An 18,585-nucleotide genomic window follows, 5' to 3' on the forward strand; every position below is an offset into this window, starting at 1 on the left:
AAATGAGAATTTTGTTTCGCGGTTAGGGAGATTTGGGAATGAAGTACATGAACTGGGACGATGTTGCAGGGAAACAGGTAAAGTATAGGCGATCCGCTTGAGGAGCGCCTTTTTTAACGTGTGTTACCGGATGGACAAGTTGAATCAGATATTCAATGATGAAAACAGGTCAATTCAAAGATGAATAGAAGAACGTAACCACTACTGCTCTCATGCGGTATTTTTTGCTCAACGTTTTGGCACGAAAATTGCAATATTTTTTTAATCAAACAACTGAAGAGGAGGATTCATATGGTAAAGTATCAACCCAAAGATTCTTTTGAGTCACCGCGTTTTTGTGGACCTCGGACGTTTATGCGACTTCCTTATATGGAACAGTTGGACAAACAGATGGACTTTGTTATTACCGGGATTCCGTTTGATACGGGACAATCTTTTCGGACGGGGGCGAGATTCGGCCCTGAGGCGATCCGGGATTTTTCCATTCTGTTGCGACCGTATAATCCAGAGCAAGACATCAATATTTTTGATTATGTTTCGGGAGTGGATTACGGCGATATTCCGGTTGTTCCTGGTTATATTTCCGAAACATATGAAAAGATTGAAGAAGGATTGGCTCCGGTTGTGGAAAAAGGGATTATTCCCATTGTTTTGGGTGGCGATCACTCGATTACATTGGGAGAATTGCGGGCCATTGCCAAAAAGTACGGCCCTGTGGCGTTGCTTCAGTTTGATGCGCATTCCGATACGTGGGATTCCTACTTTGGGAAAAAATACAATCACGGAACCGTTTTTCGTCGGGCGATTGAGGAAGGGCTTCTGGATGTGTCCCGCTCTATTCAAATAGGGATGCGCGGTGGTCTATACGGTCCGACGGATCTTCAGGATGCACGGGATTTGGGATTGGAACTCTATACCACCAACGACTTCAAACGGGTTGGTGTAGAAAAGATGCTCGACATCATTCATCGGCGTGTAGGGAGTGGCCCCGTGTTTTTATCCTTCGACATCGACTTCCTCGATCCCGTTTATGCACCGGGGACAGGGACTCCGGAAGTCTCGGGAGTGAGCATCGATGATGCTTTGGCATTGGTACGGGGGTTAACCGGAATCGATTTTGTCGGATTTGATCTGGTTGAAGTGCTGCCCGCTTATGATCATGGTCAAATTACGGCCGCCGCTGCTTCCAATATCGTCTATGAATTTATTACGTTAATAGCATTAGCGAAAAAGAATCGGATTCAACCAAAAATGCAAGTGGCCGAGTAGGAAGATAAGGGATCTGGATGCCTACAGATGATGTATAGAAAATGGCAATTTCCTTTTGGTCCTGTGATGGGTGGGGGGCTTTGTTCCAGGAGTACGAACACAATGGGGGATTACATGTGGCGACTCTGGAATACACTTCTCGCTTCCTCCACCCTCATTAGAACGATTGGCAGTTTGTCAGGTTATCAAGGATCACCACATTCATCATCGGGATCGGGTGACGATCATTTGTACAATTTAAATCCAGGATGACGGTTTGACAGTACTAAGCGCCTCTGTTTGCGACACCCTGCTGTACACTCTGGAATTTGACTGAACTTTTGTTATAATCGGACTTAAAGGGATGGAGGAGAAGAGGTCATGGAGAAACCGTTGTTCCAAAAAGTGTGGTCCAAAGCGCAATGGGACGGTCTTCCAGTTCATCGTTCACTCTTAACTCCAATGATGTTTTTGGAGCGTGCCTTGCACGTTTTTCCGGAAAAAACGGCTGTCGTCGACGGGAAACGCCGTTTCACCTACGCGGAGTTTGGATCCCGCGTCTATCGGTTGGCTAGCGCCCTGCACAAGGCGGGGATTGAAAAGGGAGACCGGGTAGCGGTGTTATCTCCCAACACGGTAGAGTTTCTGGAGGCCTATTTCGCCGTCCCTCAGATCGGTGCCGTGATGGTGCCGATCAACCGGCTGCTCTCTTCTCAGGAGGTGAAGTACATTCTCCAGCACTCCGAAGCTAAAGCCCTGATCCCCACGGGGAGTTGGGTCACCTACTGGAACCGGTGTGGAACGAGTTGGAACACTTGGAACAGGTGATCTGGACCGGCCAGAGGGAGCAAGGGGCGTTAGCGATGGGTTGGACTTATGAAGCCTTCCTGGAGGAGGGAAGTGGTGATCCTTTCGTCTACATGGTGGATGACGAGGACCAGACCATCAGCATCAACTACACCAGCGGTACGACGGGCCGCCCCAAGGGGGTCATGTACACTCACCGGGGAGCCTATCTCAACGCGATGGGAGAGATCGTAGAGGCGGGGTTAAATGCTTCCAGTGTCTACCTGCACACCCTGCCAATGTATCACTGCAACGGCTGGTGCTTCCCCTGGGCCGTCACCGGGGTGGGGGCACTTCACGTCTGTCTGCCAAAGGTGCGGTCCGAGGACATCTTCCGCCTTATCGAGGATGAGAAGGTGACTCATATGTGCGCCGCTCCCACGGTGATCATCAAGATGACGGCTGATGCTCCTTCCGGCTACCGCTTCCCCAGGCCGCTTCGTATCGTAACGGCGGGATCCCCGCCGCCTCCGGCGGTGATTGAGCGGGTCGAAGAGATGGGGGCTCAGGTCATCCATGTATACGGTCTTACAGAAACCTACGGTCCACACACGGTTTGCGAGTGGAAGGAGGAGTGGAACGGCGAAGAAGCGAAAAGACGGGCTCTGCTCAACGCACATCCCTTCCTGGGCATCCGTCGCCGTGGCGTTCAGAGACATCACTTCCTTGGCGTAAGCGGAAGTAAAGGAGCGAGCACCATGGAAGTGTCCCGCATTCCAAAAGACAGGTAACCGTTCCCAAGCGCATTCGACAACTGTTGGATCTCAAGGAAGGCGGGTGGCGTTTGTACAGGAAAATGGAAAGGTCGTCATCAAGAAAGTGAGCTTGATTGTGTCTTTACAAATTGACCGATGCTATCAGCAAGGAAGCCGAGGAAAAAAGGGATCACAGACAAAAAGGGTTTGAGATCCTTGGCGTGGAAATTGTAGAGTGGGAAAAGGCCAATGGGAATGGCCTAGGTGGGGCGGATACCCTAAAATGCTGGCGGGGCCCAATTAAGGGTGTTCATCCGGAATGATACATCTAGATTTTCGGCAAGTGAGCTATTGTCACAGTAAACTGTCGACAATCGACTAAACAAAAAGGGAAAAGTCCGGGTGATTGGCAAATGACCACGAAGATGCGGATAGACAGCTCCCTTCCAAACCAAATCGCTAACCTTATTACTGAACAAATCGTAAACAACCAGTTTGGACCGGGTGAACAACTGCGGGAAGGTGAATTGGCGGAGCAGTTCGGCACGAGCCGTGCTCCGGTTCGTGAAGCGTTTTATATCTTGGAAGTGGCCGGTCTGGTGGAGAGAAAGCCGCGCCGGGGTTCTTTTGTTAAAGAATACTCGCGAGAAGAGTTGATTGACCTGCTTGAGTTGCGCAACCTGATGGAACTGATGGCTTTGGAACGTTTTGACCTCCGGCGGTCGGCAACTCCCTTGACCGAAATGGAGAGGATCGTTACTTCGATGCGGGAGCTTGTTGCGAAAAGAGATAAGGCAGCTTATTCCCACTTGAACCAGCAATTTCATAAATGCATCATCCATTTTGCCGGCAGTAAACTGATTGAAACCCATTATGACCGCCTGATTACACCGCTCCGTGTTATGATTAAACTTTCCTGGGAGAACAATACCTTGGATCGCTCGCTTGAAGATCACCAACAAATTGTCAACGTTTTGCTTCGGGGCGATGTCGAGGGAGCAAAGCGAATTTTGGACACACACAATCGTGGGACTATTCACCGATTGGAAAAATACTTCCAATCATCCTGATTCCATGAATAATCAGAAGATTAAGAGGAATTTTTAGTGTTTCCAGAACCCAATTCCCTGCAAAGGAAAGGGGATGACGTGGGATGTCCGAGTTGACCCAGGACCTGCAACGCACGTGGACGAGACGAAGGGATGAAAAAGCGCGTCGACTTGCCAAAGTCAGACACTTGGCGAAGGGGCGGGTTTTGCCGACCGAAAAAATCGTCGAAGCCCTTGAGGCCCTTCTCGCACCCGGTGACCGGGTGGCGCTGGAAGGAAACAACCAGAAACAGGCGACATTTCTGTCCGCGGCCCTTAATCAGGTTGACCCGACCATAGTCCACAATCTCCATATGATCATGTCCAGTATTTCAAGGCCCGAGCACCTCGATATTTTCGAAAAGGGAATTGCGAAAAAGATTGACTTTTCCTATGCCGGGCCCCAAAGTTTGCGTGTCGCACAGATGCTGGAGGATGGAGTGCTCGAGGTCGGTGCCATCCATACGTACCTTGAACTGTACGCACGACTGTTCGTGGACCTTACCCCTTCAGTGGCACTCGTCGCCGCTGACAAAGCGGATGCGGCCGGCAACCTCTATACCGGTCCGAACACCGAGGAGACACCGACCATCGTGGAGGCGACAGCATTCCGCAACGGAATTGTCATCGCCCAGGTCAATGAATTGGTCGATGAGTTGCCCCGGGTGGATATCCCGGCTTCGTGGGTCGACTTTGTCGTCGTCGCGGACAAACCGTACCAACTCGAACCGCTGTTCACCAGGGACCCCCGCCACATCACCGAGGTTCAGATTCTCATGGCGATGATGGTCATTCGCGGGATCTACGAACGTCACCATGTATTTTCTCTCAACCATGGGATCGGATTTAATACTGCAGCAATCGAATTGCTGCTTCCCACGTACGGCGAGTCGCTCGGATTGCGTGGAAAGATATGCAGGCACTGGACTCTCAACCCGCATCCCACCCTCATTCCCGCGATCGAAAGCGGCTGGGTGGAAAGTATCCACTGCTTCGGGAGTGAGGTGGGAATGGAGGATTACATCGCCGCACGTCCGGATGTATTCTTCACCGGACACAACGGTAGCTTGCGGTCCAACCGGTTGCTGTCGCAGGTGGCCGGTCAATACGCCGTCGATCTCTTCATTGGCTCTACCTTGCAGATGGATGGCGATGGCAACTCCTCGACTGTTACACTGGGGCGGCTTGCCGGGTTCGGCGGTGCCCCGAATATGGGTCACGACCCGCATGGCCGCCGGCACGCATCTCCTGCATGGCTCAGCTTGATTACTTCGGAAAGCCCGACTGTTCGCGGACGTAAGCTGGTCGTACAAATGGTCGAGACCTTCCAGCGGGGAAATGCCCCGACATTTGTGGAATCTCTGGAAGCGATCCAGGTCGGTCGGGACGCGAAACTTCCTGTCACCCCGATTATGATTTACGGCGAAGATGTCACACACGTCGTCACAGAAGAAGGGATTGCGTATTTATACAAGGCACGCGACCTAACAGAGCGCCGTCAGGCGCTGGCTGCGGTGGCCGGGGTCACGCCGATCGGACGGCAACATGATTCTCGTCTCAACGACCGATTACGCCGCGACGGATTGGTTGCTTTCCCGGAAGATCTGGGTATCCGTCGAACCGATGCGAAGCGTTCCCTGCTGGCGGCCAAGAGCATCGAAGAGCTTGTGGACTGGTCCGGGGGATTGTACAAACCACCAGCGCATCTCCGCAGTTGGTGATGGGAATGGAACGTCAGCCCTTATGGAACGACGCCGCGGAATGCAGCGAGCAGATTGCGGATTTGGCGGTGAGGGCCCTCATTGAAGAAGCCAGACTCACCCCGAAGCCGGCTCTCGTCGACCAACACAGCTCCGGGGCCCACACTGACATGGATTTCGAGCTGATGTGCCGCTCCGCACAGGTGCTGCGCGGTACATTTGCCAGGATCGCTCTAACCGCGTTTCGACAGAAGCCCAGTCAAGTTCTTCGCGAACAACTAGCTGCCATCGGCCGCGACGGGGAAAAGGTGATGCTGACAGCGACCGGCGGCATCAATACCCACCGGGGAGCGATCTGGGCACTCGGACTGCTCACGGCGGGGGCGGCGATGAGCGGGCCGGGGGCATCCGCGCGACAGATCGCCGCTCTTGCTGGTGAGATCGCTCGTTACCCCGACCGGTTTTCCCCAGCGAAGAGGACGTCCAAGGGTTTCCGCGTGCGACAACGATACGGTGTGCCAGGCGCAATCGGCGAGGCCCGGCAGGGTTTCCCGCATGTGGTCGAGATCGCTTTGCCGGTGCTGTGGGCGGCCCGCAGCCGCGGGATTCCGGAAACCTTCGCAAGGCTTGACGCTTTGGTGGCCATCATCGCCCACTTGGATGATACCTGCTTGTTGCACCGCGGGGGTACTGAAGCATTGATGACAGCCAAATGCGGGGCAAGGGCCGTCATCGCTGCCGGCGGAACATCCACTCGGGCCGGTTGGGATGCTCTTCATCGGTTAGACAGGGAGTTGGTAGCTCGGAACGCCTCACCCGGCGGCAGTGCGGATCTGCTAGCCGCCGCATTGTTCCTCGACAGCTTGGATCTTGAGATCAAACATGATCGTACACCAGCCGGCGTGACCCGACTATGAAATGCTTTGGAGGTGACCGGTGTGGAAACATTGACCTTTGAATACAGAGCAACAACGCCCTTGCCTCGCTGTGCGCATGTCGGCGTGGTCGGTTCTGGGGATTTGGAGATTCTGTTCGAGCCGTCGCCTGATCAGCGCGCCCGTGTCGTTGTCAGGACCCGGTTCGATGGGTACAGGGATCTTTGGAAGGCGGTGGTGGATCGGTTCTTTGCCCAACACGATGTGGCTGCTAGAATTGAGATCAACGACTTTGGGGCCACTCCTGGTGTCGTTTGGCTCCGGCTGTTGCAGGGATTGGAGGTGTGTCGGTCTTGACGGCCAAAATGCCGCTCAAAACCAGCTTTGTTGAACTTCGTGCGCGGGACCGTGCCGCGGCGATACTGGATCCGGGTACCTTCCGGGAAATACTCGGCCCCTTTGATCGTTTGGAGTCGCCGCACCTGGCACTACAGAATATCGTTCCGCAAAGCGATGACGGTGTCGTGGTTGCGCGGGGGCTGATTGCCGGTGAATCAGCCGTCGTCATTGTGATAGAAGGTGCATTCCAGGGGGGCGGCATCGGTGAGGTGTCCGGTGCGAAGATCGCCGGCGCTCTGGAACTGGCACTGCGGGACAATGAGAACGGGAGGCGCACCCGTCCTGTCCTGATCTTCGACACCGGCGGAGTACGGTTACAGGAAGCCAACTACGGGCTGCTCGCCATTGCCGAAATCGGATCAGCCATTGTTGCCTTGCGCCGTCATATCCCCGTTGTTGGCGTCATTCCCGGTATGGTGGGGTGTTTTGGTGGGATGTCCATTGTTGCAGGTCTTTGCAGCACCCTCATCATGACCCGGGAAGGCCGGCTTGGGTTGAATGGTCCCGAAGTGATCGAACAAGAGGCCGGAATCAGGGAATTCGATGCCAGCGACCGACAGCTGATCTGGAACACGGTCGGCGGGGCCCAACGTTATGCAACTGGTTTTGCTGACGTTCTGGTCGAGGATGACGTTACAGCCATCACCGGGGCGGTGCAAGAAGCCTTCCGCCGCGGAGTGCCTGTCGAACACCGCAGCGAGCAGGTGGAGCGCTACCGTTCCCGGCTGGCCGGAATCGACCCCAACAAACCCCTCGACGGGTCGATGTTGCGCGAGCGGTGGGGAAGAGAAAGGGGCGAAGGGTTCGAAGAACCTGTCAAAAGCCAGAGTGGACAGGAAGGACAAACCAATGACAAAGGACCCGTGAGTAGGGGAAGGGTGTGGTTGGAAGCCCTGTGCGGAGGATCACGACCGGTGACGACCGGGTTGTCATCGGTGTTGTGTGCCGACACCACAGTGGGTGACGAGCGTGTACGTTTCATTTCCGTCAAGCCGGATCCAGACAATCGCTTCCCGCGTGCCCGCCATGGCGAGGTGGGGTTGGACGAAGGCTGGGCGCTTGCACGGGTAGTCCGGGATGCGATCGACGAAGATGTGGATGGGAAGCGCCGTGCGATCGTTGCCATTGTTGACGTACCCAGTCAGGCGTACGGATATCGCGAGGAGCTGCTCGGGATTCATCAAGCATGTGCCGCGGCTATGGATGCGTACGCGACAGCGAGACTCGCCGGACATCCGGTGGTCGCGCTCATCGTCGGAAAAGCCATTTCGGGAGCCTTCCTGGCCCATGGTCTGCAGGCCAATCGGATCCTTGCGTTGGACGATCCGGGTGTACAAGTGCAGGTCATGTCAAAGAAGTCGGCGGCAACAGTCACCCGCCGCAGCATCGCCGAGCTCGAGGAAATGGCAAAGAAAGTGCCCGGGATCGCCTACGATATCAGATCCTTTGCTTCCCTGGGAGCGGTGGATGAGCTCATCGATGGTGTCGATGCCGATACTCCCGGAGTTAAAGAGATTCAACGCGTGCTCGACACGCTGTCCACCACGATTGCTGCGGCTCGATCCGGTCCACGGGACCTGAGCAACCGACTCACCTCTGTTGAGGCCCGTACCGGTCGATCTGCCTCGATCCAAGTACGGGAGCGGATGAGGGAGCAATGGAACTAGCTCCACACGACCTGTTATGGATCCGAGATCGAAGTAGCCTTGTCAGCTGTTCACCGCTGCCTTCATGGGTTGATGAAGCGCTTGATCAGGCACCGCTGGTTGTCGTCCGCCGTGCTCCGTTGGTCGACGACATGGTGCCGGTAGGAGTTCGTGGGCCGACCCGGGGACAGCGATTTGCCACCTATGTACTTGTTGACGATATCGTTGAACGGATCACCCCCGAGCAACTGGTCGCCGAGAAGAAATGGAGGACCTGTCCGCGAACCCGTCAAATTGGAGCGTTGAATGTGCTGGAATCGGTCGACGAGCTTTTGACCACTCGCGGGTTCAGGTGGGGCCCTACAGGCAGTGTTGGGTTTGAGCTCGCTAGCGGTGTACCGACCGCCACTCCCGCCAGCGACTTGGACCTTGTGATCCTTGTTCCGAACCGCCTCTCTATCAAGGTTGCCCGTCAGTTTGCCGAAGCTTTCACCAGGCTGCCCGTTCGCGTCGATGGTCAACTGGAAACACCCGGCGGGGCGGTTCTATTGACCGAATATGCACGTGCAAAACCTCCGGTGCTGTTACGGACCCGGGAGGGTCCACGCTTGGTTGTCGACCCTTGGTCTGAAACGGGAGGGATTTGATGAGCGTCGCGTTCCTGTTTCCCGGTCAAGGTTCCCAACAGCCTGACATGCTCCATGAGCTGCCGGATCACCCCGTGATTACCCAGACACTCGAAGAAGCGAGCACGATACTTGATAAGGACATTTTCACCTTCGACACGGATTCCGCGCTGTCATCCACCACTGCGGTGCAGATCGCATTATTTGTTGCGGGAGTCAGCACGGCCCGTGCGTTGAAGGCCGAAGGTGCGATGCCGGACATGGTCGCCGGCCACTCGGTCGGGGCTTTCGCGGCCGCCGTCGTCGCTGGTGCGCTGGACTTCCGGGACGCGCTCTCATTGGTCAAACTGCGCGGCGAACTGATGGAGAACGCTTTTCCGCAAGGATATGGGATGGCTGCTGTCATCGGGCTTGATGAACGGCGTTTGGCCTCGCTCATCGGGCAGGTCGGTGAGCCGGTGTTCATCGCGAACCTGAACGCGCCGGATCAGATCACGATCGCCGGCTCCATCCCCGGGATTGAAGCGGCACTTGCCATGGCAAGCGCCGCGGGAGCTCACAGGGCGGAGATCCTACGCGTGAGCGTTCCATCCCATTGCCCGCTGCTTCAGCACGTATCCTACCAGCTCGCCCGCGCCCTCGACGAAGTCCACTTTCGCGAACCAGTCGTTCCATATGGCGGCAACCGCAGGGCGCGCGCATTGCGGGACCCCGAAGCGATCCGGGAAGATCTGGCGATGAGTGTCGCTCACCCGGTTCGCTGGCATGAAGTCACAACATTGTTCTTCGAACTTGGAGCCCGCTTGTTCCTGGAGATGCCGCCTGGTCATGTACTCACCGATCTCGTCGCGGCCGCATTCCCCGCTGCTCGCTCCATCTCCGTCACGAAGAGCGGCCTAGACTCAGCGGTCATTATTACCCGACGGGAGAAGGGGCGAACAAGGTGATCGGCGGCGGACGCGGTACCCAATCGACTGCCTAACGGGCACAAAAATCCCGAACTCCTCAACATGGAGGAGTCCGGGATTTTTCAGTGGATCCCAATCAAAACCGGCGCTTGACAGGCGTTTTTTTGTGACCCAGGACGGAACTCACACAATTCCCATCAACACGAATGCGAGCCAAGCGATCCCCGGTCCGAGAGCGACTATGATCGCGGAGACGAGCAAGAGCTCCTTGAAAAACACACGTTCATTCACCCCTTGCACGTTTGCGAGTAACAACGCGCCGTTTGTGGAGAAGGGGCTAATGTCAACGATACTGGAGGCGATAGCGATCGCTGAGACTACGCCGATGGATGAGATGCTCGGGTCCTGCAGGATGGGAGCAGCTAGCGGGATGATGGCCGCCAGGAAACCTGTTGTCGAGGCAAAGGCCGAGACAACCCCTCCCACGTAGGACGCTGCGAGAGCTGCGATCACGGGGTTACCCACTTTGGCGATTAACTGGGTCACGTAGTCGATGGTCCCGGTTTTCTCCAGTACTCCCACGTATGTTACGATTCCCGTAATCAGAAGGATTACCGACCACGGCATGCGCCCGAGGACACCGGCTTGCTTCCTGGGGGCGATCAGCGCCAGCGTCAAGCCTACTACAAACGCCGCAAATCCGATGTCTATGTCGAAACCAAGAGCCAGCACGACAAGGAGGCCTATACCCACAAGGGTGATCCCTTTATACAGGGTCAACCTGTCTGCTGGCTTTTCTGTGCTGTCTCCGGATGTGCCCCTCGTATCCCCGGAGGCGTCCTCCATTGTTGCCGCAGCGTATCTCTGGGCAGTGTCTTGCCTTTTTAGCAAACGAAGCCCGCCGAGAACGATGAATATGACTATCGAAACGACGATGCTGTAGAAAAAGGCGTTGACGAAGAGCATTTCTGGTGAATGAGGTAAATTTCTCGATTGCATAACGCCGTTGACGATCACCCCATAGGGATTTAACGGCGAGAAGGAGCCCGCAGTGGATCCCGTAACGACCAATATGCCCATCAAGAGAGGACTGATGTGATATCGGGCGGCGAACCGTAATGCGATCGGGGCGAGGATTGCAACGGCGGCAGGTCCTAACGTCCCAACGCTGGTGAGCAGGGTGCACAGACCGAACATGACCCATGGGATGAGGCCGAGATTGCCTCTGACCAAGCGGAGACCCCAGCCAGTGATCAAGTCGATGGTTCCGTTGTTCTGAGCAATGGCGAATAAATAGGTGACTCCAGTAAGGGTGACGAATAAATTCGCCGGAAAGGCGCTATAGATGTCTTTAACGCTCAAATCGCTGATGAGGGTGCTGACGAGAAAAGCGGCGACGAAGCCCAGTACGCCGAGGTTGATCGGCAATACCGAGCCGATGACGAACATGATCAGAAGTACGATGATTGTAACCAGTTCTACGCTCATGGTATCCTCCTTTAAGCTTTGAAATTGTTCTCAAAGTCTGGGGACGCCATCTCAACTAATTCCAACACCCATTCATTCCACCATTTTGATCAACTCCTTTTAGTCGATTGTCGACAAGAAATATATAAAATATTATCTATTTTGAAAAGATGGACAAATAACAGCGTTTTGGGCGATACATGAAATTATCTGCGCCATCTATGGCCGGGGAAATTGGCGAAAAAGTCTGCTTTTTTCGGTCTTGTCCTGCAAAACCGTCTTAACGTACCGGAACCTGGTTATCATGTACCCAAATGGTGTCTGGGTGTTCAATTTTCTCTTTTTTTTGATAAGTTGCCTATATTCAAAAAAGTAACATATCTAGCTTTTATCGTCAATCAATAAAACCCGGAAATATTGTACGTCTGTAATATTGTTGTCACCTCATAACGTCTACCGTGAATACCGGATCCCTCTTTTCAAAAAAAGCATGGGGCGATTTGATTGGGTAAAGGTGCCAACAATGCCATTGCCTTTACTTATGCACATTTGGTGATGGGGGATTTGAAGCAATCACAAGAAAAATGGAATGATTCAGATGACTTTTACAAACAATCATTAGAACTATCCCGTGTATTCCGTAATAGACGCTGGAATACAAAGCGCTTTTCCGACTTGCCAAACTAAAAAAGGCGACAACCAAGAGGGGCTCTTTTCTGTTCTGGGAGATATGTATGAAGTACCTTCTGCCATTGTCCAGGAAAGTAAGGAGAAAGAAAGTGATGAGCTGTGTTGGGTGGATGAGATTTCCGCTGCCCCATTAGATGGTATTCCGGGGCAAGGTTGATTCATTAAGAGGGAGGAGAAACCTTCTACCGGGAGGAGAACCTCCTCTTTTTTTAAGTCCCTGAATAATAAGGATCTGTTCCATTTCGCCCCAATACTTTATAATGAAACTAATCTCACGTTGATAAAGCGAGCGGGAAGGCCACGGCGACCAAAAGGAGTGCCTCTGGTGCGATCACCCGTGTGGAGCAAGTCACAAGAGGTTCATATGATGATAAGTTTTGGCTATAGGATGCGAAAATCCAAAAACCGGTAACGCCAAGTGCGTTACCGGTTTTTTTGTTTGTTTCCCGCAAGCAACTTTCCTGTATACGCACCAATTTTTTCACAAGAACCATGAATGGGGGGAAGTTATGAAACTCCATCGTGTGGCGGGGTTATCCATCATCAGTAACACTGTAATCGTCTTGTTGAAATTCATGACTGGCATCATTACCGGATCGGTCGCTATTTTATCCGAGGCGATTCACTCTTCTCTTGATCTCATCGCTTCTCTCATCGCTTATGTTTCTGTTCGTATATCCAACAAGCCGCCGGATCGGGATCATCCATACGGGCACGGTAAATTTGAAAATTTCTCCGGAACCGTCGAAACCCTGCTCATCGTAGTCGCGGGGATCTGGATCATTTTTGAATCCGGGAAAAAATTGACGGAACTTGAACCGATAAACCTTCCCATCGTCGGGGTTGTCGTGATGCTGATCGGAGCCCTGATCAATTGGATCGTGGGCCGTATTGTCAAACGGGTAGGTGAGGAATCCAAATCGGTTGCCATGCGGTCCAATGCGTTGCATCTTCTGACGGACGTCTACTCATCCGTGGGTGTCGCTGTCAGTCTGCTTGTGGTGAGCCTGACCGACATGTATATACTGGACCCCCTGATCGGGATCGCGATCGCATTGTTTATCATGAGGGAAGCTGTTCAGCTGGGGAAAGAATCGTTTTTGCCCCTGTTGGATGTCCGGTTGGAACCGGAAGAAGAGGAGCGAATCCGGGAGATTTTGCAATCCTTTGCGGATGAATATCTGGAGTATCATGCGCTGCGAACCCGCAGATCCGGTTCGGAAGAACATATTGACCTGCACTTGGTTGTGTCGTCTCAGATGCAGGTGGTGGATGCACACGACCTGTGTGACCGAATCGAGGGAGAGATCCGAAAAGCGTTTCCCCAAGCGCATGTTTTGATTCATATCGAACCGGAATATGAAAGACAGCGCTAGAGAAGATGTTTGGAATTCCTATGGTTGCTTTGTAAGAATTTTTTACTATCCAAATAAGAAAGTGGAAATGAAATTATTGGGAGGATGGTCCGCTTCCTACCGTTTTCCGCTACACTAGTGGAGAGAGGAGGCGAAGCGCGTGAACATCGAGATGCTGATCGACCGCATGCGTGGGGAGAAGGAATGGCAATCTTGCGTAACCCATTGGGAGGTGATCCCGGCGCGGGAAGCCCATTACGCACCGTTTCCGGACAAGCTTCACCCGGATCTGATTCGCTTGTTGCAGGGGCAGGGGATCACACAACTGTATACGCATCAGGCCACCGCGGTGGAGGCGGCACTCAGTGGGGAGCACATCGTAACTGTGACCCCGACGGCGTCGGGAAAAACATTGTGTTACAACCTGCCGGTACTGCACACGATCTTGGAAGATCCGTCCGCGCGGGCGCTGTACATTTTTCCGACCAAAGCGCTGGCCTACGACCAGATGACGGAGTTGAACCGGTGGATCGAGCGGTTGGGGCGGGATATCAAGGGCTATACATACGACGGGGACACACCGCCTACCGCACGGCAGACGATCCGCCAGGCGGGGCATATCGTGGTGACCAATCCGGACATGTTGCATCAGGCGATTTTGCCGCACCATACCAAATGGGTGAAGCTCTTTGAAAACCTGCGGTATGTCGTGATTGACGAGTTACACGCGTACCGGGGGGTGTTCGGCAGCCATTTCGCCAATGTGTTGCGCCGATTGAGGCGCATTTGCCGTCATTACGGCTCGAATCCGCAGTTTCTCTGTTCTTCGGCAACCATCGCCAACCCGCGGGAGTTTGCTGAAAAGCTGACGGGTACAACGGTGCGCGTGGTGGACAATAACGGAGCACCGTCGGGCGAGAAGCATTTCGTCTTTTACAACCCCCCGGTGGTAAATGCATCACTTGGCATCCGTAAAAGCAGTCTGTTGGAGGCACGTAATCTGGCTGAACGCTTGATCAAAAACGACATCCAGACCATCGTGTTCGCCCGTTCACGCGTACGGGTGGAATTGTTGCTCACCTATCTGCAACAGGCGATGCCGAAGAAAAACATCCGGGGGTACCGTGGCGGCTACCTGCCCAATCAACGGAGGGAGATCGAGCGGGGGCTGCGGGAAGGTGAAATTCGCGGCGTGGTCAGCACCAATGCATTGGAGCTGGGGATCGATATCGGCCAGTTGGAGGCGTGTGTGATGTGTGGGTATCCGGGGACGATCGCCAGCACGTGGCAGCAGGCGGGGCGGGCAGGACGGCGGCACGGGAAGTCGTTGACGTTTCTCGTCGCCTCATCCAGTCCGTTGGATCAGTACATTATCCAGCACCCGGAATATTTTTTACGTCAGACGCCGGAGCATGCCCTGATTCACCCGGACAACCTGATCATCCTCGTCAACCATATTAAATGCGCCGCGTATGAATTGCCGTTTGAACGCGGGGAACAGTTCGGTGTCGCCGGGACAGAAGAGATCTTGAACTTCCTGGCAGAGGAAGGCATCCTGCATGAAAGCGGCGGGCGCTGGTACTGGATGGACCAATCATTCCCGGCAACGGAAATCAGTCTGCGTTCAGCGGCACAGGAAAATTTCGTCATCATCGATATCTCCGTGACGGGCAAACCCCGTGTCATCGGTGAAGTGGATCGATTCAGCGCACCGATGTTGCTGCACGAAGAAGCGATCTATCTGCACGAGGGCGTACAGTACCAGGTGGAGAAATTGGACTATGAAGAGAAAAAAGCGTACGTCCGGCAAGTAAACGTCGATTACTACACCGATGCCAATCTGGCCGTTCAGTTGCGTGTTCTGGAGGTGGAACGCGAAGAGCCGGTAACGGGTGGTACCCGCAGTGTAGGCGAGGTGACGGTGAACGCCTTGGTCACTATTTTCAAAAAGATCAAGTTGGGGACTCACGAGAATATCGGATCGGGACCGGTCCGACTGCCGGAAGAGGAGATGCACACGACAGCGTATTGGTTGACGGTGGATCATCCCGCATTGCAAGCATGGAAACAGGACGATTTGCAATCGGGGTTGGTGGGGTTGAGCCATGTGCTCTCTCATCTGGCACCGTTGTATCTGATGTGTGATCCGAAAGATTTGGGTGTGGTGACACAGGTAAAAGCAGTGCATTCCAAAAAACCGACCATTTTTCTGTATGACAAATATCCGGGCGGGGTTGGCTTGAGTGACAAGCTCTACGATCTGCATGAGACATTGTTACATTTGGCGCGGGAACACGTGGCCAGTTGCGGGTGCGAGACGGGCTGTCCCTCCTGTGTTGGTCCTGCGGAAGAAGTTGGGGAGCAAGGGAAGCGCAAGACGCTGGAGTTGCTGGAATTGATGTTGGAGCCGTCGGCTGCGGGGAGTCCTTTTTCTCGTTGACAACGCTGGATCGCCCTTTTCCCGGATTATGCCATAGGATCATGGATCGTCCAAGTGGATCCGTGCCCCCTTGAGTAGATGCATCACAAAAAGGGTGCGTAAATATGCTCAAGGGGGTTGAATATACCCACATACCGCTTTGATTATCCATAAATTCCGAAAATAAGAACAGGACAATGCCCACAATGAAACAGAGCCCGCTGTCGGACATAACATGACAAGTTCAGACGCTCAAATGAACGGGATGATTCATGGGTTCGTTGATATAACAAATAATATTAACCGTGCCTGAACGCTGTTTTAAAAACATGATGGGAAAATACCCGTGCAAGGGAGAAAAAAGGTATGATCATCCGGGCTCCAGATCTTCCGGCACTGGCCGAGATCGTTGTATCAGTGATCTGCTACCGGAAGCGTGAATTTCTGACGTGCCTTCGGAAAGAGGACAAAACGACAACCTGGTTGATGGAGATCCGGAGATGGTTTATTGCAAGGAGCACGACATATTGAAAAGGGAGAAAAAAATACGGAAATGATCACGGAAAAATCGATCAAAAGCGAGGTTCTCACGATAGAAACACTGACAGAGACGGACGTTCACGATGTTGTCCGTTTGTCAAACCTGCTGGAACGGGGATATGCTGAGTCGGAGATCCGGATGATTCTGCAAGCCGGGAACCTATTAGGGCACCGGAGCGGTGAAGGAACGATCGTATCCACCGCCGCCATTTTACCTTATCAGGGGAATTTGGCTTCACTCGGAGTCGTTATGGTGGATTACCGTTACCGGAGAAGAGGATTGGCAACGCGATTGGTTCAAACATGTATGGACATTGTTCCGGAATATTCGGTCATGCTGGTGGCAACCGATGAGGGGAAACCGCTGTATGAGAAGTTGGGTTTTCGGACCGTAGACACACTACACAGGATGATAGCAGGAGAATATCAGTATCAAAGACCGGCCCATTTGCAAATGCAATACACTCAGTTTTGTTCCATAGACGAACAGGATCTGCCCGAATTATTGAAACTGGATCAAGAAGCATTTGGTGCAGACCGTTCTAAGTTTCTGAATCTTCGGCTTAGGCAAGCCAAGTACACTTCCATCCTTCGAAACCACGCTGGCCGTTGCACCGGTTATGCGCTTGCTGTCCCAACACCGGAACTTCTTGTCATCGGTCCGGTCGTTGCTCCCGATTCACGGTTGGCATTCCTGCTCATCGATGATATCGCCCGTAGGTACCAAGGAAAAATTCAAATTAATATTCCATCTGTTCACCAAGATCTCATCAGATTTTTGATGAGATGCGGCTTCAAACTGGCCAGAATCGCGCCGGTTATGATGTCTGGCGTCTACAGGATGCCGCCGCGAAACCATTTGTTCGCCGTCTCTGACCGGTCATATGGCTGATATATCATGCTCAAACTCTAGCCTGTTCCATTGAATTTGACACTAAGGTTCAGCGTGAAAATGCTAACCATAGCGAGATCGTTTCATAATTGGACGAGCCGGTCAGAGTTCGATAGAATAAAATCGTCAGTGACTTCTAAAAGGGAAGGAGATTCAGCATGGCTGAATTAAAAGGGAAAGTGGCCATCGTGACCGGAGCCAGCAGTGGAATTGGGGAAGCAACTGCGCTGGAACTGGCCCGTGCGGGGGCCGATGTTGTACTGGCTGCCCGCCGGACCGATCGTCTGGAGAAGTTGGCTGCCACGATCGGGCGGGAAACAGGTGCACAATCTCTGGTCGTACCCACTGACGTGACGAAACGGTCAGACGTGGAGCAGTTGGTGGAAAAAACGAAAGAACGATTCGGTCGGGTGGATATTCTGGTCAACAACGCCGGGGTCATGCTGTTGTCCTACTTGAAAAACGACCATGTGGACGAGTGGGAGCGCATGGTGGACGTTAACATCAAAGGGGTACTGTTCGGTGTCCATGCCGTCATGCCGACAATGCTGGAGCAAGGAAGCGGCCATATCGTCAACGTTTCCTCGGTTGCCGGACACGAGATCTTTCCGTCCGCAGCCGTGTACTGTGCGACCAAATTCGCGGTGCGTGCTTTTTCTGAAGGGATCGAGAAGGAATTGTCCCGGTTGGGCATCCGCGTGACCAATATCTCACCGGGTGCGGTGGCAACCGAGTTGACTCAGCACATCACCGATCAGGAAGTGCGGGATACGTTCCTCAAAGGAAGCAAAGATATGGTATTCCTGGATGCCGCGGATATCGCCGCCGCCGTCGTTTACGCAGTGTCTCAGCCGGAGCATGTCAACGTGAATGAAGTCATCGTGCGTCCCGTGCAAAAAAAATAAATTGAAGAGGTAGATGGCCTTTTCCACAAGCGACCTATGATCTTTTCGAAACAGGAGCGAGAGAAAAGGCTTACCCGATAAGAGAAATTAGTACGGGAGCCTCCTTCCGTTATGTATTACACCAGTGGCGGAAGCGGCTCCCGTGATATTTTTCGCAAGGTGGTTTAATGCTGATTGATTTCGCATGATTTAGTCAACATTCCTTTGTGCTCTAGAATTGCCCTCCTCAATGCCTCCATAAGTTTCAATCTTACAATGAAACATTAAGATTCCAAATGAACCCTGT

The 18,585-nt window shown here is 53.4% G+C and carries 16 protein-coding genes; 15 read left to right on the forward strand and 1 reads right to left on the reverse strand.

The features are described from left to right. The first annotated feature begins 291 nt into the window (after positions 1-291). The 10 genes from speB to mdcH all read left to right on the forward strand — a co-directional run bounded on the left by speB (position 292) and on the right by mdcH (position 10,070). Positions 292-1,269: an agmatinase gene (speB, locus tag KI215_RS06305; protein ID WP_212774701.1), complete on the forward strand. Its 978-nt coding sequence runs from the start codon at positions 292-294 to the stop codon at positions 1,267-1,269. A gap of 360 nt (positions 1,270-1,629) precedes the next feature. Beyond that, positions 1,630-2,076, forward strand: coding sequence for an AMP-binding protein (locus KI215_RS06310; RefSeq protein WP_212774702.1), 447 nt, complete (start codon positions 1,630-1,632; stop codon positions 2,074-2,076). After that, positions 2,055-2,825, forward strand: a complete 771-nt coding sequence (locus KI215_RS06315) for an AMP-binding protein (protein ID WP_212774703.1) — start codon at positions 2,055-2,057, stop codon at positions 2,823-2,825. The genes KI215_RS06310 and KI215_RS06315 overlap by 22 nt, the downstream gene beginning before the upstream one ends. A 377-nt stretch (positions 2,826-3,202) precedes the next feature. Further along, positions 3,203-3,859: a GntR family transcriptional regulator gene (locus tag KI215_RS06320; RefSeq protein ID WP_212774704.1), complete on the forward strand. Its 657-nt coding sequence runs from the start codon at positions 3,203-3,205 to the stop codon at positions 3,857-3,859. A gap of 83 nt (positions 3,860-3,942) precedes the next feature. Next, on the forward strand, positions 3,943-5,598 hold the full coding sequence (gene mdcA / locus KI215_RS06325) for a malonate decarboxylase subunit alpha (protein WP_212774705.1): 1,656 nt from the start codon (positions 3,943-3,945) through the stop codon (positions 5,596-5,598). A 5-nt stretch (positions 5,599-5,603) separates the two neighbouring features. Next, positions 5,604-6,494, forward strand: a complete 891-nt coding sequence (locus tag KI215_RS06330; RefSeq protein ID WP_212774706.1) for a triphosphoribosyl-dephospho-CoA synthase — start codon at positions 5,604-5,606, stop codon at positions 6,492-6,494. A gap of 21 nt (positions 6,495-6,515) precedes the next feature. Continuing rightward, a complete protein-coding gene (locus tag KI215_RS06335) occupies positions 6,516-6,809 on the forward strand; it encodes a malonate decarboxylase subunit delta (protein ID WP_212774707.1) in 294 nt (97 codons plus the stop codon). A gap of 8 nt (positions 6,810-6,817) precedes the next feature. Next, complete coding sequence (locus KI215_RS06340; protein WP_212775089.1) at positions 6,818-8,518, forward strand: biotin-independent malonate decarboxylase subunit beta; 1,701 nt, start codon at positions 6,818-6,820, stop codon at positions 8,516-8,518. After that, positions 8,509-9,144 (forward strand): malonate decarboxylase holo-ACP synthase, encoded by a 636-nt coding sequence (locus KI215_RS06345; protein WP_212774708.1) that lies wholly within the window; start codon positions 8,509-8,511, stop codon positions 9,142-9,144. Before KI215_RS06340 ends, KI215_RS06345 begins: the two co-directional genes overlap by 10 nt. Then, a complete protein-coding gene (mdcH, locus tag KI215_RS06350) occupies positions 9,144-10,070 on the forward strand; it encodes a malonate decarboxylase subunit epsilon (RefSeq protein ID WP_212774709.1) in 927 nt (308 codons plus the stop codon). The genes KI215_RS06345 and mdcH overlap by 1 nt, the downstream gene beginning before the upstream one ends. Positions 10,071-10,214: 144 nt before the next feature. On the opposite strand, the gene KI215_RS06355 is transcribed toward mdcH, so the two are convergent. Further along, positions 10,215-11,519 (reverse strand): SLC13 family permease, encoded by a 1,305-nt coding sequence (locus KI215_RS06355; protein WP_212774710.1) that lies wholly within the window; start codon positions 11,517-11,519, stop codon positions 10,215-10,217. A 483-nt stretch (positions 11,520-12,002) separates the two neighbouring features. Between KI215_RS06355 and KI215_RS06360 the strand changes: the two genes are divergently transcribed. The 5 genes from KI215_RS06360 to KI215_RS06380 all read left to right on the forward strand — a co-directional run bounded on the left by KI215_RS06360 (position 12,003) and on the right by KI215_RS06380 (position 18,299). Then, a complete protein-coding gene (locus KI215_RS06360) occupies positions 12,003-12,185 on the forward strand; it encodes a hypothetical protein (protein ID WP_212774711.1) in 183 nt (60 codons plus the stop codon). Between the two features lie 512 nt (positions 12,186-12,697). Further along, complete coding sequence (locus KI215_RS06365; protein WP_212774712.1) at positions 12,698-13,564, forward strand: cation diffusion facilitator family transporter; 867 nt, start codon at positions 12,698-12,700, stop codon at positions 13,562-13,564. A gap of 151 nt (positions 13,565-13,715) precedes the next feature. Beyond that, positions 13,716-15,983: a DEAD/DEAH box helicase gene (locus KI215_RS06370; RefSeq protein WP_212775090.1), complete on the forward strand. Its 2,268-nt coding sequence runs from the start codon at positions 13,716-13,718 to the stop codon at positions 15,981-15,983. Between the two features lie 487 nt (positions 15,984-16,470). Next, positions 16,471-17,394, forward strand: coding sequence for a GNAT family N-acetyltransferase (locus KI215_RS06375; RefSeq protein ID WP_212774713.1), 924 nt, complete (start codon positions 16,471-16,473; stop codon positions 17,392-17,394). A gap of 158 nt (positions 17,395-17,552) precedes the next feature. Further along, positions 17,553-18,299 carry an SDR family oxidoreductase gene (locus KI215_RS06380; protein WP_212774714.1) on the forward strand — a complete coding sequence of 249 codons (747 nt, stop codon included), beginning with the start codon at positions 17,553-17,555 and terminating at the stop codon, positions 18,297-18,299. Positions 18,300-18,585: the final 286 nt, after the last annotated feature.

The organism is Polycladomyces abyssicola, from assembly GCF_018326425.1.
GTDB lineage: Bacteria > Bacillota > Bacilli > Thermoactinomycetales > JIR-001 > Polycladomyces > Polycladomyces abyssicola.

Excerpts from the sequence above, each read along its gene's own strand:
- KI215_RS06310 (WP_212774702.1), top strand. The coding sequence starts at position 1,630 with ATGGAGAAACCGTTGTTCCAAAAAGTGTGGTCCAAAGCGCAATGGGAC.
- KI215_RS06355 (WP_212774710.1), bottom strand. The coding sequence starts at position 11,519 with ATGAGCGTAGAACTGGTTACAATCATCGTACTTCTGATCATGTTCGTC.
- KI215_RS06365 (WP_212774712.1), top strand. The coding sequence starts at position 12,698 with ATGAAACTCCATCGTGTGGCGGGGTTATCCATCATCAGTAACACTGTA.
- KI215_RS06340 (WP_212775089.1), top strand. The coding sequence starts at position 6,818 with ATGCCGCTCAAAACCAGCTTTGTTGAACTTCGTGCGCGGGACCGTGCC.
- mdcH (WP_212774709.1), top strand. The coding sequence starts at position 9,144 with ATGAGCGTCGCGTTCCTGTTTCCCGGTCAAGGTTCCCAACAGCCTGAC.
- KI215_RS06370 (WP_212775090.1), top strand. The coding sequence starts at position 13,716 with ATGCTGATCGACCGCATGCGTGGGGAGAAGGAATGGCAATCTTGCGTA.
- mdcA (WP_212774705.1), top strand. The coding sequence starts at position 3,943 with ATGTCCGAGTTGACCCAGGACCTGCAACGCACGTGGACGAGACGAAGG.
- KI215_RS06330 (WP_212774706.1), top strand. The coding sequence starts at position 5,604 with ATGGAACGTCAGCCCTTATGGAACGACGCCGCGGAATGCAGCGAGCAG.
- KI215_RS06380 (WP_212774714.1), top strand. The coding sequence starts at position 17,553 with ATGGCTGAATTAAAAGGGAAAGTGGCCATCGTGACCGGAGCCAGCAGT.
- speB (WP_212774701.1), top strand. The coding sequence starts at position 292 with ATGGTAAAGTATCAACCCAAAGATTCTTTTGAGTCACCGCGTTTTTGT.
- KI215_RS06320 (WP_212774704.1), top strand. The coding sequence starts at position 3,203 with ATGACCACGAAGATGCGGATAGACAGCTCCCTTCCAAACCAAATCGCT.
- KI215_RS06345 (WP_212774708.1), top strand. The coding sequence starts at position 8,509 with ATGGAACTAGCTCCACACGACCTGTTATGGATCCGAGATCGAAGTAGC.